Below are 14,826 nucleotides of genomic sequence, written 5' to 3' on the forward strand. Positions count from 1 at the left end.
TTTATCCAAATGCAAATTACGAGTTTAGAAAAAGCATTTGTGCCGTCCGTCATTAAGCTTGGACTTTTAGGTAAATCAATTTTGGCTACGATCAATTCTTATTTACAAAATTATAAAGGTTTTGTCATTTGTGATCCAATCTTAAAATCAACATCTGGTTTCTCGTTTACCGAACACAGTGCTTTAAAAGATCTTGTTTTTTACTATGTATTTGTTAACTCATAATATTCCTGAAGCTGAAATTTTACTTCAGAAAAAAATGCACTTGCTAGAGGATATGGCAATGGCAGCGTAGGATTTTTAGAATTAGGAGTGAAGTTAGTATTATTAAAGGGCGGACATTTAAATTCTGAAAAGACCTGTGATTTTTTTACAAATGGCGAGCGGGAATTCTGGTTAATTAATTCCAGAATTAAGGAAAGGTCTGTGCTCACGGAAAGGGTTGTAGTTTAAGCTCAGCGGTTAGTTTTGCTTTGGCTTGAAGATATTCAATTAAAAGATTCTCCTATTTTAGGAAAAATGTATATCCAACAAGCAATTCGTGAGAATTTTGAAATTAACAACAATATCTTATCAGGGCGGCGGAGTTTTCCTCAACTTTCGCTTAACTTACCGTCGCGGTGGTACGACAAGGAAATTTTTCTTTAGCTTCTTTTTTAAGTTGTGGTGAATTGAGTTTTTATCCTATTAATAATTCAGTAATTGTACTCACGTTTGAACTCTATAATTAGGTCATTAAACATAATGTTGCTAAAAATAATGTTGCTGTTTTTTTTGACGGGGCGCTATGAGAATCATCGAGTACACCCCACCATAAAGAATTTGAAAGATGCTGGATATACAAAGTAGGCGCATCTTTATATGAAACCTAATAACTATCACTTAACATCAGTCATTTCCTATAAAAAAACGCATAAAAAACGCAATAAAAAGCAATAGAAGGCACGATATTGTTTTAAATAGAGTGATCTTGCTGGGGGGTGTAGTGATTTGATTTATTATAAATTTTGCCCCAATTGTATGTATTTTATTCCTTAAGCTTCATAGCTCTTAACGGAGCTTTTTCTACGACACTAATTCCAGATTTTGCTGCTACTTCCATACGTCACTAAAGGGAAAAAACGCATCGGAAGCCATTACGGTATTTTTTAGGGGGAGAGAGGCCAACCCTTGTGCTTTTATTACAGTACTTTTAGTGTGGTTTCCGCTTCTAGTGTTGAATTAAAAGCGATGATCCTGCCAAAGGTAGAAAAGAGGATCGGTAGCGTAAAGCTTTTTCATAGGCTCCTAACTGATCTTCTACTTGAGCAGCCCCGCAAGGGGTAGCCGTGTTTGACAATAACGCACGTGGTGGATTATTTGTAAGTCTTCCGATACGGAAGGATAAGCACAATCGCTGTCAAGTAAATTATTAAACGAAATTGTTTTCCTTGTAGTTGCTGAGATTCGGTAAAGTTATCGGTGGCAATACTGGTGTAAAAGGAGAAGGGATCTCGTCGTGCGCTAAATAGGTTGCAATGTTCTCATCGTAATGGGAGAGGTGTTCAAAGGTTTTGTGAGCTAAAAATCTACGCGTAGATAATTATGTAGATAATGTGGTTGAATTTTGATGGCCATCTAATTCATGTAAAACCAATGAATAATCGTTGGGGTTGATCACCACGGTAACCGGACTGAAATTCTTTACCTCTGCTCGAAGCATGGGTAGGCCCCCCGACATCGATCTGTTCTGTGGCTTTCTCAAGCGTACAGTTCGGAGACGCTATGGTTTGTGAGAATGGTATGTTGCTTAAAAACATCATCATCGAGCCCCCACCTGACTAGAAGGCTACCGTGAATTTTAGGATACAATTTTTTTAAACGAACGTCCAAAATTTTAGGCCAGGGACATCGATAACCGAAATTTGTGTTCTCTTAATAGATGTGTACAGTTCCGCCGCTTGCTATTATCTCAATAGCACGTTTAATTGCTTGTTGGGGATCAACGACGTGGCTTATCAATCTGATAAATAGCGAGTTTTTTACGCAAAGTTCCTCGGCTAATTCCTAAAATTTTAGCTGCTTTGCTTTGATTACCGTTGGTATAGCGCATTACCACTTTTAGCAAGGGCACTTCCATTTCAGCTAAAACCATGTTGTAGAGATTGGCAGGATCGTGACCATCAAGGTGCGCAAAATAATTTTGCAATGATTGTTGGACACTCGACGCAAACGATTGACCGGTTGTGACGGGTTTCGCTTCGGGTTTTTGAACTAAAATATCGGCTTCCATAGTTGGAATTCCTTCCAAAGTCTTACTCCTAGTTGTTTATAGATTTAGTTGTTTATAGATTAAAACCAAAATGGAAAAATATTTTCCATTAAACCACAAGCTGCTCATTATAACATCGAAATTTATAAGCTCAAGAGGGAAATTTAACTAGGAAATTTAACTAGAATGTAGTAGATTATCACATTTTTTAGCAGTCTTTTAGTGAGTAGTGTTTAATCAATGGGTTAGTGCTAGAGATTCATTTTAAAATATTCAACTATTGATATGCTGTGCTTATTCAGAGATAAAATTCCAATCTGGTTAATGTGAGGTTAATAATGAGTGATAAAAAACCACAAACTATATATCTTAAATATTATCGTTCTCCTTCATTCTTGATTGATACTGTACATATGCACATAGATCTTTATGAAGAAGAAACCAGCATCAAGACTGTTTTAAATTTACAACGTAATCCAAAAATAAAAATATCACCGCCATTAATACTCAATGGCGAAGCGATGACATTGAAACGAATAGCACTTAATGGGCAGGAATTGTCGTCTATTGATTATGAAATGAATGATTTTTCCTTAACAATTCCCGATGTTCCGGAAGAATTTATTCTAGAGACCAAAGTAATAATTAAACCGCAAGAAAATACACAATTAAGCGGCCTCTATAAATCGCGGGGTAATTTTTGCACTCAATGTGAGCCGCATGGATTTCGTCGAATTACTTATTTTCTAGATCGTCCAGACGTGTTAGCGCGTTATACCACGACGATTACAGCCGATAAAGATAAATATCCTTTTTTATTATCAAATGGAAATTTGATTGAAACAAAAATGTTGGAGGGTAATCGACAGTGGGTACATTGGGAAGATCCTTCGAAAAAGCCTTCTTATTTATTTGCCTTAGTAGCAGGAAATTTCGATTTATTGGAAGATACTTTTGTCACTCAATCGGGTAGAGAAGTAGCATTACGTCTTTATTTAGAAAAAGGATTCAAAGATCAAGGGCCTTTTGCTTTGCAAGCTTTAAAGAAAGCAATGAAGTGGGATGAAAAAAGTTTGGCCGCGAATACGATCTTGATATTTATATGATTGTTGCAGTAAGTGATTTCAATATGGGAGCGATGGAAAATAAAGGGCTTAATATTTTTAATACCAAAAATATTTTAGCTAACTCAAAAACGGCTACTGACGAAGATTACATCCGTATCGAAAATGTGATCGGACATGAATATTTCCATAATTGGTCTGGTAATCGTGTAACTTGCCGTGATTGGTTTCAAATTACTTTAAAAGAGGGATTAACTGTTTTGAGGGATCAATTATTTATTGAGGATGTGACTTCAAAAGGTGTAGCTCGTATCGGAAGTGTTAATTATTTGCGTAACGTGCAGTTTGCCGAGGATGCGGGTCCAATGGCCCATCCTATTCGCCCTCGTTCGTACATTGAAGTTAATAATTTTTATACGAGCACAGTTTACAATAAGGGCGCAGAAGTTATCCGTATGGTGCAAACCTTATTAGGGCCTGAAGTTTTTCGTGAAGCAATGGATCTTTATTTTTGGCGTTATGATGGGGAAGCGGTAACCACTGAAGATTTTATTCAAGCGATGGCAGATGCTTCGGACAACAATTTCGATCAATTTAAACGGTGGTACGATCAAGCTGGGACGCCGGTACTCGATCTAGAGAGTGAATATAACGAAAATGAAGAGACGCTGACCTTGAAAGTGAAGCAATCCTGTCCTCCCACTCCGGGACAATCTGAAAAATTACCGTTGCACATTCCCTTAGCACTGGGTTTTGTAGGTCCGGAATGCCAAGATATACCGACCCAATTAATGGGAGAAGATGAAGTTATTCAAGGCACGCGTATTTTAGAGATTAAAAAACCAGAGGAAATATTTAGATTTATCAATGTGAAACACAAACCGGTACTGTCGCTTCTACGGGATTTTTCGGCTCCAGTGCACTTAAATTATCCCTATGGTGATGAGGAACTCTTGTGGCTGTTTCAATATGACAGTGATCTTTTTGCTCGCTGGGAAGCAGGCCAAGTGTTTGCGAAGCGGTTGATGTTCAATTTAGTTGCAGATTATCAACAACAAAAACCACTAAAACTCGATAATCGATTTATAGAAAGCTTCCGAAAAATTATTCAAGGACCGCATAAAGATCATGGATACGAGGCTACCCTCCTGCTTTTGCCTACGGAAGCTTATTTAATGCAGTTTATGAAAAATATGGATATCGAAGCATTTCACGCCATTCGTCAATTTGTAAAAAAAGAATTGTCAGCAGCCTTGATATCAGAGTTAACAACAACCTATGAAAATCATCAACTACCTGTCTACGAATATAGTTGGGCAGATGTTGGTAAACGTGCCTTGAAAAATGGTTGTTTAGGCTATTTAACTGAAAATGGAGGAGATCAATACGTATTGGCTTACAAACAGTTTAAAAATAGCGATAATATGACAGATATTGTAGGTGCTTTATTTGCCTTAATCAATCATGAATGTGAAGAACGCCAACGCGCATTAGATGAATTCTATCAACAATGGAAGAATCAGCCTCTAATAATTAATAAATGGATGGCATTACAAGCATCGTCGCAATTATCGTCAACTGTGGAAACTGTGAAAAAATTAATTCAGCACCCTGCTTTTGATATCAAAAACCCTAATAATGTGTGTGCGTTATTAGTGACCTTTGGTATGAATGTCGTTTGTTTTCACGATAAGAGTGGAGAGGGTTATCGTTTAATTGCCAATCACGTACTTAAAATTGATCCAATGAATCCACAAGTGGCTGCACGAGTATTACAACCACTGTCCCATTGGCAGATCATGGATGAAAAACGTCAAGGATTAATGAAAGCAGAACTCAATCGGATTGCAGAAGCTCGACGATTATCAACAGATGTTTATGAAATTGTTACAAAGAGTTTGACGTAATTTCATGAAGTAGAGCTACACTTCACAGATAATGTCTATCATTCACATGCAGCAATGCTTTAGGCTTGGGTGTGGGCACAGGGATTACTTCGCCATTTTTGTAAGTTTCATTTTTTCGGTAAGTCTTTCCTTTACCCTTACTAAAGCCTCAATTGAGGGAAGCAACAAGGGCGATTCTTGACAGTAGGAAGTAGGAGTTTCGCCATTTTGGGTATGGCCTAAAATACAAACTCGATAATCGATATTAGTTTTTCCTTAATTTGTTCAGCGAGCTTAAAACTATGACTAGGTGCGTCCGTCTGATTCAGCCGTCTGCTTCAGCAACGACAATAAAGCGATGATACTGATAATAAAAAAGATTAAAAAGTATACCACTGTGGGGGACAAATATTGAATTAAAATTAAAAACGTAATTGGGTATAACCCAGCTAATTAGAGGCTCAATTGATGCCTGTACAATACTGGAACCTAACCCACAGACTCTAAGCAGAAAAATTTCGGATAATATTAACCACATAATGGGGCTAAGGCTGATGGCAAATCCTGCTACATAGATTAATAAACTTCCAAAGGTGGCGATTCAGTGGAAATAATTCCGGCTACGAACATGTAGCGCCAAGCGGAATGAGGAGCACAAAGTAGCAATCCATCACATAGGAAAGAAAAATACCGATCGTAATGGCTAATTGGTTGAGTGAAACTAAAGCTCTTCGACGATGAGGTGGAGAGATTTCCAAAATATATAAATGGCGCAATATACGAGGAAATTCCTATACCGACACCCAATAATACGACTAATTACCAGCCAGCCAACTGAAGTAGCCATATTGGAAAAGTCGTACCAATAATAAAAATTAAAGGGTCAATTAAACGTTTTCGACCGATGTAGTCAGCTAAACCGACCACTAACAAGAGAACTTGAATGCTCCAGTTAAAACAAACACTTATGTATTATACATAACCGCAGAGAATGCCAGCGGAACGCAGCAATCAATAAAATCAATGCTCCAATAGAAGCGACTCTTCTTTAGAGGAAGAGATGGTTCAGTTAATTTCATTAACGACAATTATAACGTTTTAATCCAATCAATCAATTGACGCGGAGAATTAATTAAAGCATCCGCTTCCCAACATAGGGGTTGACTATCTGCAGTAAGGTAGCCATAAAGAGCAACCATCGCCATCATACCGGCTGCTTTGGCGGCCTGAACATCTCCTTGAGCATCACCAACGTACAAAGCTTTCTGGGGAAGAACATTTGCAGTTTTACAAGCATAGAGTAAAGGTTCAGGATCGGGTTTGCGTTTTGTTAATTGATCGCCTGATACGAGACAGCAGTATCGATGAGCCAGCTGGAAATGATCTAGTAAAGGTTTCGCTAACCAGCCGGGTTTATTTGTGACAATGCCCCACGTAATGTGATGATGGTCTAAATAATCCAATACTTCTGATATCCCATCAAAGTAAGTGGTTTTGTTCATCATGCAATGATGATAAGTCGTTAAAAATTCTTTTCGTAGTTCTGAAAAACGAGGATGAGTGGCATCGATATGAAACCCATTACTTAAAATACCTGTCGTTCCTAGCGCTATGGTGGGACGAATGATTTCTAAAGCAAGAGGGGACTCCTCACCATATTTAATTAGCAATTGGTTTAAAGCATCCGCCAAATCAGGTGCTGTATCTAACAGAGTTCCATCCAGATCAAAAAAAATAGCCGATAGTGATTTTCTAAACATATTTTGAAAAGCAGGTGAGATAATTGACTGACACATCCGCGCTTAAATCAAATTCCTTTTTAAAAGGATGGTAATTGAAGCCGCTCATGTCCACTAAATGCAATTGAACACTCTCCGTCCATCGAATTAATTCCGAAGGGCGAATGAATTGAGCATAGTCGTGGGTGCCTTTGGGTAACCAATTTAAAAGATATTCTGCGCCAACAATGGTAAAAAGATAAGCTTTAAGATTGCGGTTAATGGTTGAGAAGAAAAGTTTACCGCCGGGCTTCGTAAGCAGCGTACAGGTTTTTACCATCCGCGCAGGATCAGGAATATGCTCCAGTAATTCCATGCAGGTTACAATATCAAAACGTTCGGTGGTGTTTGCTAAAATTTCTACGTCTTGACATTGGTAATCGATATTTAATTTCTGTTGCTGGGCATGATCCTTAGCGATGCTTATTAAAGCATCACTCATATCAATGGCGGTAACTTGGGAACCGTGTTTGGCCAAAGCTTCGCTTAACAGTCCTCCTCCGCAGCCTACATCAAGGATTTGTTTATCATTTAAAACTACATGCTGTTGAATATATTGTACTCGTATAGGGTTAATTAAATGCAGAGGCTTCATGTGGCCTTCTGGATTCCACCATTCCTCAGCCATTTCAGAGAATTTGACGACTTCTTGAGGATTGATATTCTTTTTTTCACTAGTAGTTGTTGTCATAAATGTCTTCTTGAATGGCATGGAGAACCCGATCAATTTCAGAATTTAACTGATTCAAAGTTACTTGCAGAGAATTACGATTGTCTAACTTTAAAGATTCTTCCATCTTCCAGTTGCTGGGACAAATTTTTTAAATCAGGCAAGGCCGTATAAACAGCAAGAACCGTGAAATTTATGTACCTGGACTTTTTTCATTTCTTTCCAATCACTTTTATTATGTACTTCATCGATAGCATGACGAAATTGTGGCAATTCCATGGCAAACATTTTAAGCAGTTCTCTAGCAAGTTGAGACCCTATTGTTAGTTAATTTTAACAGAGCTTGTCAGTTAATAATAGGTTTGTTTGTCATTTTAACTATTCTCTTTTTTAAGAGAAATCTAGAGTTTGTAACAAGGGTTACAATCTTCGATATCTACTTCCGGTTGTAGGGTAACATGATTAATGTGATATTTTTGTTTTAAAACGGCCTTTAAACCTAGCAAAAGATCATCCCAAGCTGTCAAGTTTTTAATATTAACGTGAGCGGAAAGCGCTGTCATTCCAGAGGAAAGTGTCCAAATGTGAATGTCGTGTACCGATTTTACGCCATCAAATCGACCAATAGTTTGCGACACTTGACGAATGTTTAAATGGTGAGGAACGCCTTCCATAAGAACCGTCATAGATTCGCGCAATAGCCGAGCGCTGGAAATCATTATTAAAACACCAATGAAAATAGAGAGGGCGGGATCGATTAAGGTCCAATGAGCAAAGAAAATAACGATACCTGAAATGAGTGCAGCTCCTGTGCCAATAAGATCACTGATCACATGCAATAAAGCAGCTCGAATATTTAACGATTTTTCGCTGCCCAACAAAAGCTTAACAACTAAAAGATTGAGGAGAATTCCGGTCGTGGCAATAATCATTACAGGAAAACTTTGGACCGATAAAGGATGGTGAATACGTTTGATAGCTTCAATAATAACTGCTAGGGAAATAATAAACATTAGTATGCTGGAAACCCAAGCCGTGATTACTTCTGCTCGACCGAAACCATAGCTATGACGGGGAGAAGGAGGCCGCAAGCCAACCCAGGAAGCAAAGGCCGCAATTCCTAATGCAACAGCATCAGAAGCCATATGGGCAGCATCACCTAAGAGAGCTAAAGAATTAGCAAAATAACCGCTAACTGCTTCAACTAGAGCAAAACTCACTGTAAGAAAGATCACCAGGATTAAGATCTGGTGAGTGGCAGGTGAACTGTGAGAGTGATGATGGTTATAATGCATGATTCTATATTTTACACCATTTTGCTATTCTACACCAATTTTGCTAATCGCTCACACTCCCCACATTTGTTGACGTCTAATCGGCTCTCTTCCCTACGTGGGAGGGGAAAAGACGTGTTAATGGTGTTTGGGGGACATTAGGGGGGAGATCTTAAGGAAGAACTGGTAATAAGCCTCTGGGCTAAGAGTGTGCGCAAGTCGCTTGCCTAGTAGAGGATTTTTATTCTATAGCAAATTTTTCGTAGAGATCGCACATTTAGTTCGCTGTTAACAGGTAATCGTCGCTTATTTTTAGTTCATCGACTAGTCGTAAATTGATGGCTTGGAAAACACATCAATGCTCGCCGGGTGGCTACCTGTTCAATGTCCACGACCTCGCGATGCTCCTTAATGTTGAATCGCCGAGGAGTTCGACGATTTATTCTTATCTCTTTTAATTAACCTTCTCTTATTTGCTTCTTATTTGCTTTTTTATGTTTAGGAATTCATTTTTTCTGTATTCACGCATTGGATTGAAAATTTATTATCGCAATGGCTACGATGGTTAAATTGGCTGCTCTGGATTTTATTTGCTATCTCATTTTTTATTGTTGTGGTTTATACTTTTACCCTGGTTACGAATATTATTAGCGCTTCTTTTAATGGTTTTCTAACAGAAAAAATAGAAACGGGAAAAGATCCGCCAAGCAGTGGTGAGTCCATTTTAAAAGACATTCCGATAACCTTTAAACGACAAGTTCAGTTTATCTTTTATTATCTTCCTCGAGCTATATTTTTCCTCGAGCCATATTTTGGTATTAATTTTATTTTTTATTCCGTTAATGTAAGTTATTGTAGCGCTATTATGGTTTTTATTAAATTTTTGAATGATGACCATGCAATATATGGACTACCCAATGGGATAGTCATCACGTATTGTTTCGAGAAATGTATTATCAATGCAATCAAAAATGCTCGATAAATTTAAGTTTTGGTACTACTGTTATGTTGGCCACGATGATTTCTGTTGTTAATTTCTTTGTAATGCTAGCGGCAGTGATGGGCGCCACGTTGCTTTATATCGAAATATATGGAAATGATATATGGAAATGGTTGATTTTTCTTGACAAATTTCCTCTAATTTGAGTCAATTAAAGTCATAGTTAATAATTATCTCACTCTATTTTTATCTTATGATGACCCCGTAACCTTACTGCCTTCGGCAGTAAGGTTATCTTCATTCACATAACTTAATACCTAATTCAAAAAATTTTCGAGTTAGAGAATAGTGATAATGAAACGTACTGTAGGTGCCTTACTATTTACGGATGTAGGTGGGATGGTGGGCTCAGGTTGGTTATTTGGTCCTTATTTCGTGGCACGTTTGTCCGGCTCTTCTGCAATTCTCGAATGGGTAATTGGGGGGCCGGTTTGATGATGCTCATTGCGCTAACATTTGGGGATTACTGGTAGAACAGTGCGTTATTTGCAACTTAGTCACGGACCGCTTGTCAGCTTTGGAATGGCTTGAGTAGCTTGGGTTTCTTCAATCGCGGTAGCTTCCAATTGAAGCGCTCGCATTATTGCATTATGCCAGTAATTATTTACTTTGGTTGATGCGCTCGGGGGAAGGGAAAGCAGTTTTGACCTTGCCGGGATTAGGGATGTGGCGGCAACCGTCTTATTGTTGATATTAAGTGTCATAAACTACTAGCGTGAGTTACTTAACCCGAGCGAATGCATTTATTGTAGCCGCTAAATTAGCTGTTCCAATTCTTACTGCGCTAATTTTATTGCTCTCCGATTTTTTATATTCAGAATTTTGTGGCTACCGGTTTTGCTCCGGGGGGATAAAAGGAATTTTAACCGATTTGCCAATGGCCGGTGTTATTTTTTCATTCATTGGCTACAGTCCTGTTATCCAACTCGCTGGAGAAGCAAAAAATCCGCAGCGCTCAATTCCATAAGCTATTACAATTCCATGAGCTATTATTGGTGCTCTAATTATTTGTATTATTTTATATACGCTATTGCAAATTGCTTTTATTGGGCCTTTAAATCCTAATTCTTTCCACCAAGAAGGATAATCTGCTTTACCTTTTCAAGGTGACGCGGGTCCTTTTGCCAGAATTGCCGTTGCTTTAGGTATGGTGCTTTAGGTATGGTGTGGCTTCCCCAAATTGCTTTATTTGGATGCTACTGTTTCTCCATTTAAAACAGCGTTAATTTACACAGCGTCCATAGGACGAATGAGTTATACTTTAGGTCAAAATGACTATTTACTCTAATTTTTAATGAAATTAAATCGCTTTTAGTGTTCATCATCGAATGATTATAGTCAATTTTATCATTGGACTCTTTTTATTTTTGCCGTTTCCTACATGGCAAAATATGATGGGTTTTTTTAGTATCTCTATTAGTATCTACTAGTATTTACTTATGCAGTATGATCCTTATCATTAATCGTTTTGCGAAAAACTCTGCCTCAGCCAGGCTCGCCCATTTCGCCTTCTAATGCCTAAAACACCCAGTTTTTTCGCTTTTTATGTTTGTAATTTAATTTTTTATTGGTCAGACTGGGAAGTTGTTTCGAAAATGGTGGTTACTATTTTAATAGGCTATATCTGGCTTGACTTATATTTACTTTTTAAACGCAATTTTTAAACGCAATTTAATTGGCAGTATCGCCAATTTTGGTGGGGTTTTTTATATATTTATCGGAATTACTCTTTTATTTCCTATTATGGCTCGTTTGGTAGTAAAAATAGTTTACATTCGGGTGAGATTTTGGAGTAATTGCATTTTTCAGTGCAATAATTTTTAGTTTGGCTTTATGGTGTGACTTGGGTGAATTGCCTGCAGAAACTCTGGAATTGATCCAAGCAAAGAATCTTTATTGATCACGAGAAGCATTTTGGGCAAATCTTGCTTCTAGGGAAATCCCTTTCATTTCAGGTACTAAAAAGCTAGCAAAAATACCAAGCAAAGAAGCAATAGCCACAAAAATCATGGTGAAGGGTAATCCTATGCTTTTTAAAATTAGGGGTAAAAAGAAAGCGCCAATAAAAGCACCAGTCTTGCCAATAGCAGCAGAGAGACCATGAGCTCTGGCACGTATATGGATGGGGTATATTTCTGAAGGAATTAAAAATGTAGTCGCATTAGGACCGAAGTTAATGAAAAAGAAGCTGATGCCAAATAGTCCAATAAATAGAGGCAAAATTTGTCGGATATTGGGAATACCTGCGATTAGCAAATAACACAAGGCCATGATCGCAAAACCCATTATTTGTAAGGATTTTCGCCCAATTTTATCCACGTAGGTGGCTGCGAAAAAATATCCCGGAACGGCGAAACACAAAAAAATGAGTGCTGATAACAAAGTGTGCTTTAAAAGCGATGCATGTGGACTAATGGCATTCATGATGAGAACAGAGGATACGCCATTTCCATAGAGGGCTATGTCCAATAGAAACCAGGCGCCAGCTGTTCCAAGTAGGCATTTGAGCCATTTGGAGGAAAATAATTTTTCGGGTATAGGAACAGCAGCGGTAACCCTAATTTCGTTTGTATGGCCTGCTAAATCACTAACAATTCGACTTACTTCTAGAGGAATTTGCTTGCTAAGCAAAAATCGGGGAGTTTCTGCTATTTTTCTTCGTAAATAAAATACAGAGGCCGCCGGGAGTGCACCAAAAGCCAGTAAGATACGCCAGATGTAGGGATGAGGAATATGGTAAATCATTAGTAGAGAGGCGAAAAGTGGCCCTACAATTAACCCGATAGCTTGCATGGCAAAAACGAGCAGCACTAAAAAGCCCCGGTTTTTTCGATTAGCATATTCGCTTGCTACTACAGCACTAGTGGGATAATCTCCACCGATTCCAATACCGACTAAAATTCGTGAGATTAAAAGCCAGGTAAAAGAAGACGAGAAAGCAGAAAGTAATGCGCCGACAAATAAAATAAATACTTCGACGCCATACATTTTCTTACGTCCCCATTTGTCAGCGAACCAGCCAAAAATTACAGCGCCGAAAGCTGCTGAAGCTAAGGAAGCACCATTAAGTAAAGCAATTTGATTAGCGGTGAGGTGCCATAAAGGCATTAGTAAAGCAGTAGCGACTCCGATGACAAACAAATCGTAAGCATCTGTAAAAAATCCCATCCCTGCAGTGACGACCATCCGCCAATGAAGACGGTTAAATTTTTGTTCATCTAATTCCAGTGCTAGGCTCTTAGCCTTGTCAATATTCATTCATGCCCTCATGTTGCCCTCATGTTGTGATTCTAACAAGAACCATAGCAGTTGATTATGACGATTTGATGACAACTTCGTGTTCAGAGGGGATTGGGATCCACTTTTTTCTGCCGAGGGAATCGTTCTTTTCTGGTGAGGAAAGCGGCAAGTGAACGTACTTCCTTTGCCTAGCTCACTTTCAATATGCAAATCACCTTGATGGCGCATGAGCACATGTTTGACAATGGCTAACCCGAGACCCGTTCCGCCGCTCTCGCGGGAGCGCGCTTTGTCTACGCGATAAAATCGTTCGGTGATGCGTGGAATATGTTCTGTAGCAATTCCGATGCCAGTATCAGACACGCTAAATACAGCATGACCATCGTCTGAATACCATTTTACGTGTATACTGCCTTTTGCCGACGTATATTTCACTGCGTTAATGATGATATTTGAAAACAGACTTTTTAGTTCTTCTTCTGATCCACTGATGTATAAATTGGTATCTGTTTTGAGTTTAATTCTATGTTGCTTTTCTCCGCTGATTCTTTTGGCATCGGCGCAAAGTATTTTTAGAATTTCAGAGACGGAGACGTTAACCTTTTCTTCGGGGGGATGGTCATCGCTTTCGAGACGGGAGAGTAACAAGAGATCATCAATGATCGCCTCCATCCGGGCGCTATATTGATACATTTGACTGAGAATTTTTTGATAGCGTTTAATTTCTAGGTTTTTTTTCTTAAGTAAAGTTTCCAAATAACCCCGAATAACGGTTAAGGGTGTTCGGAGTTCATGGGAGACATTGGCGACAAAATCACGCCGGATTCGTTCTAATTGATTGATGTGTTCTCTTACTGCCTTAGGTAAAGTTTTTAAATTTAATTTATTACTTTTCTGCGTCATTAGTTGTAAACTGATATCCAGTTCCTCTAATTGTTTTAATCAGATGATGGCAATCATGTTTTTTTAGTTTATTTCGAAGACGACGAATATGAACATCGACTGTGCGATCATCTAAATAAACATTTCCACCCCAAATATAAGTGATAAGCTGGTCCCGAGTATATGTTTTATTGGGATGCTTCATAAAAAAATAAAGCATTTTATATTCGATAGGTGAAAGGACCAGAAGCTCTTTATTGCTGGTAATTTGGTGCTTAGCGGTATTGATGACGATATTTTGATGTTTGATTTCGTGGGATAGAGAAAGTAAAGGTCCTCGACGTAGAACTGTTTTTATTCTTGCTGTTAATTCATCAGGAGAAAAGGGTTTTGTAATATAATCATCAGCGCCCGTCATCAATCCTTTAACTTTGTTTTCTTCTTCAGCTTTAGCAGTGAGCATAATTATAGGAATATCTTGAAAATCAGCTTGTTTTTTAATCCATTCGATAAATTCGATACCATTTTTTCCGGGTAACATCCAATCGAGTAGAATAAGATCAGGCAGTTGATTTGTGAGCTGTTTTTTGGCTTTTGTTACATCTTCGGCATCGATTAACCGGAATTCCGTAGGAAGAGAAAAGCGAATCATGTCCCGAATGGCCCCTTCGTCTTCAATAATAAGTAAGGTTGTTTTTTTCATTTCTAAGTGAGATCTTCTATTTATTTTTAGGATACATTTATTTTTAGGATACTTAGTATAACGAATTTTTAGCAGGCG

17 protein-coding genes and 2 pseudogenes are annotated in these 14,826 nt (G+C 38.2%); 8 read left to right on the forward strand and 11 right to left on the reverse strand.

All coding sequences use genetic code 11. The features are described from left to right. The first annotated feature begins 9 nt into the window (after nt 1-9). A complete protein-coding gene (locus tag MRH55_RS07695; RefSeq protein ID WP_369421499.1) occupies nt 10-225 on the forward strand; it encodes a bifunctional hydroxymethylpyrimidine kinase/phosphomethylpyrimidine kinase in 216 nt (71 codons plus the stop codon). A 243-nt stretch (nt 226-468) separates the two neighbouring features. Continuing rightward, nucleotides 469-648, forward strand: a complete 180-nt coding sequence (locus tag MRH55_RS03660; protein WP_304986059.1) for a hypothetical protein — start codon at nt 469-471, stop codon at nt 646-648. A 562-nt stretch (nt 649-1,210) separates the two neighbouring features. Here MRH55_RS03660 and MRH55_RS03665 read toward each other — a convergent pair. The 3 genes from MRH55_RS03665 to fis all read right to left on the reverse strand — a co-directional run bounded on the left by MRH55_RS03665 (nt 1,211) and on the right by fis (nt 2,290). Further along, nucleotides 1,211-1,339 carry a hypothetical protein gene (locus MRH55_RS03665; RefSeq protein ID WP_304986060.1) on the reverse strand — a complete coding sequence of 43 codons (129 nt, stop codon included), beginning with the start codon at nt 1,337-1,339 and terminating at the stop codon, nt 1,211-1,213. 283 nt (nt 1,340-1,622) lie between these two features. After that, the gene (locus tag MRH55_RS03670) at nt 1,623-1,805 is read right to left on the reverse strand and encodes a hypothetical protein (protein ID WP_304986061.1); all 183 of its coding nucleotides are present in this window, start codon (nt 1,803-1,805) and stop codon (nt 1,623-1,625) included. Between the two features lie 176 nt (nt 1,806-1,981). Further along, nucleotides 1,982-2,290, reverse strand: a complete 309-nt coding sequence (gene fis, locus MRH55_RS03675) for a DNA-binding transcriptional regulator Fis (RefSeq protein ID WP_304986062.1) — start codon at nt 2,288-2,290, stop codon at nt 1,982-1,984. 299 nt (nt 2,291-2,589) lie between these two features. On the opposite strand from fis, the gene MRH55_RS03680 reads away from it, so the two are divergent. Continuing rightward, nucleotides 2,590-3,357: a gluzincin family metallopeptidase gene (locus tag MRH55_RS03680; RefSeq protein ID WP_304986063.1), complete on the forward strand. Its 768-nt coding sequence runs from the start codon at nt 2,590-2,592 to the stop codon at nt 3,355-3,357. Further along, nucleotides 3,354-5,222, forward strand: coding sequence for an aminopeptidase N (gene pepN, locus MRH55_RS03685; protein ID WP_304986064.1), 1,869 nt, complete (start codon nt 3,354-3,356; stop codon nt 5,220-5,222). Before MRH55_RS03680 ends, pepN begins: the two co-directional genes overlap by 4 nt. A gap of 588 nt (nt 5,223-5,810) precedes the next feature. On the opposite strand, the pseudogene MRH55_RS08025 reads toward pepN, so the two are convergent. The 5 genes and pseudogenes from MRH55_RS08025 to MRH55_RS03705 form a co-directional block, all read right to left on the reverse strand. Then, a pseudogene (locus MRH55_RS08025) lies at nt 5,811-6,122 on the reverse strand (MFS transporter); the annotation flags it as partial. A 167-nt stretch (nt 6,123-6,289) separates the two neighbouring features. Then, nucleotides 6,290-6,961: an HAD family hydrolase gene (locus tag MRH55_RS03690; protein ID WP_304986065.1), complete on the reverse strand. Its 672-nt coding sequence runs from the start codon at nt 6,959-6,961 to the stop codon at nt 6,290-6,292. After that, nucleotides 6,954-7,691 (reverse strand): bifunctional 2-polyprenyl-6-hydroxyphenol methylase/3-demethylubiquinol 3-O-methyltransferase UbiG, encoded by a 738-nt coding sequence (ubiG, locus tag MRH55_RS03695; RefSeq protein WP_304986066.1) that lies wholly within the window; start codon nt 7,689-7,691, stop codon nt 6,954-6,956. Before ubiG ends, MRH55_RS03690 begins: the two co-directional genes overlap by 8 nt. Before the next feature lie 114 nt (nt 7,692-7,805). Further along, nucleotides 7,806-7,928, reverse strand: a complete 123-nt coding sequence (locus tag MRH55_RS03700; RefSeq protein ID WP_304986067.1) for a hypothetical protein — start codon at nt 7,926-7,928, stop codon at nt 7,806-7,808. A gap of 122 nt (nt 7,929-8,050) precedes the next feature. Continuing rightward, nucleotides 8,051-8,884, reverse strand: coding sequence for a cation diffusion facilitator family transporter (locus tag MRH55_RS03705; protein WP_304986068.1), 834 nt, complete (start codon nt 8,882-8,884; stop codon nt 8,051-8,053). Between the two features lie 622 nt (nt 8,885-9,506). On the opposite strand from MRH55_RS03705, the gene MRH55_RS07705 reads away from it, so the two are divergent. The 4 genes from MRH55_RS07705 (at nt 9,507) to MRH55_RS03720 (ending at nt 10,890) form a co-directional block, all read left to right on the forward strand. After that, nucleotides 9,507-9,905: an EI24 domain-containing protein gene (locus MRH55_RS07705; RefSeq protein ID WP_500784517.1), complete on the forward strand. Its 399-nt coding sequence runs from the start codon at nt 9,507-9,509 to the stop codon at nt 9,903-9,905. Continuing rightward, nucleotides 9,860-10,069 (forward strand): hypothetical protein, encoded by a 210-nt coding sequence (locus MRH55_RS03710; protein WP_304986069.1) that lies wholly within the window; start codon nt 9,860-9,862, stop codon nt 10,067-10,069. The genes MRH55_RS07705 and MRH55_RS03710 overlap by 46 nt, the downstream gene beginning before the upstream one ends. Nucleotides 10,070-10,217: 148 nt before the next feature. Beyond that, nucleotides 10,218-10,358: a hypothetical protein gene (locus tag MRH55_RS03715; RefSeq protein ID WP_304986070.1), complete on the forward strand. Its 141-nt coding sequence runs from the start codon at nt 10,218-10,220 to the stop codon at nt 10,356-10,358. Between the two features lie 280 nt (nt 10,359-10,638). Beyond that, the gene (locus MRH55_RS03720; protein WP_304986071.1) at nt 10,639-10,890 is read left to right on the forward strand and encodes a hypothetical protein; all 252 of its coding nucleotides are present in this window, start codon (nt 10,639-10,641) and stop codon (nt 10,888-10,890) included. A gap of 926 nt (nt 10,891-11,816) precedes the next feature. Here the strand turns inward: MRH55_RS03720 and MRH55_RS03725 are convergent. From MRH55_RS03725 to MRH55_RS03735, 3 genes and pseudogenes are all read right to left on the reverse strand, one after another. After that, the gene (locus tag MRH55_RS03725; protein ID WP_304986072.1) at nt 11,817-13,181 is read right to left on the reverse strand and encodes an MFS transporter; all 1,365 of its coding nucleotides are present in this window, start codon (nt 13,179-13,181) and stop codon (nt 11,817-11,819) included. 138 nt (nt 13,182-13,319) lie between these two features. After that, nucleotides 13,320-14,066 (reverse strand): annotated as a pseudogene (gene phoR, locus MRH55_RS03730) (phosphate regulon sensor histidine kinase PhoR); the annotation flags it as partial. Then, entirely contained in the window at nt 14,050-14,748 is a 699-nt protein-coding gene (locus tag MRH55_RS03735; RefSeq protein ID WP_304986073.1) for a response regulator, read from the reverse strand. The gene MRH55_RS03735 and the pseudogene phoR, both read right to left, overlap by 17 nt. Nucleotides 14,749-14,826 lie beyond the last annotated feature (78 nt).

This window comes from Coxiella-like endosymbiont (assembly GCF_030643785.1).
In the GTDB taxonomy this organism is placed as follows: Bacteria; Pseudomonadota; Gammaproteobacteria; order Coxiellales; family Coxiellaceae; genus Coxiella.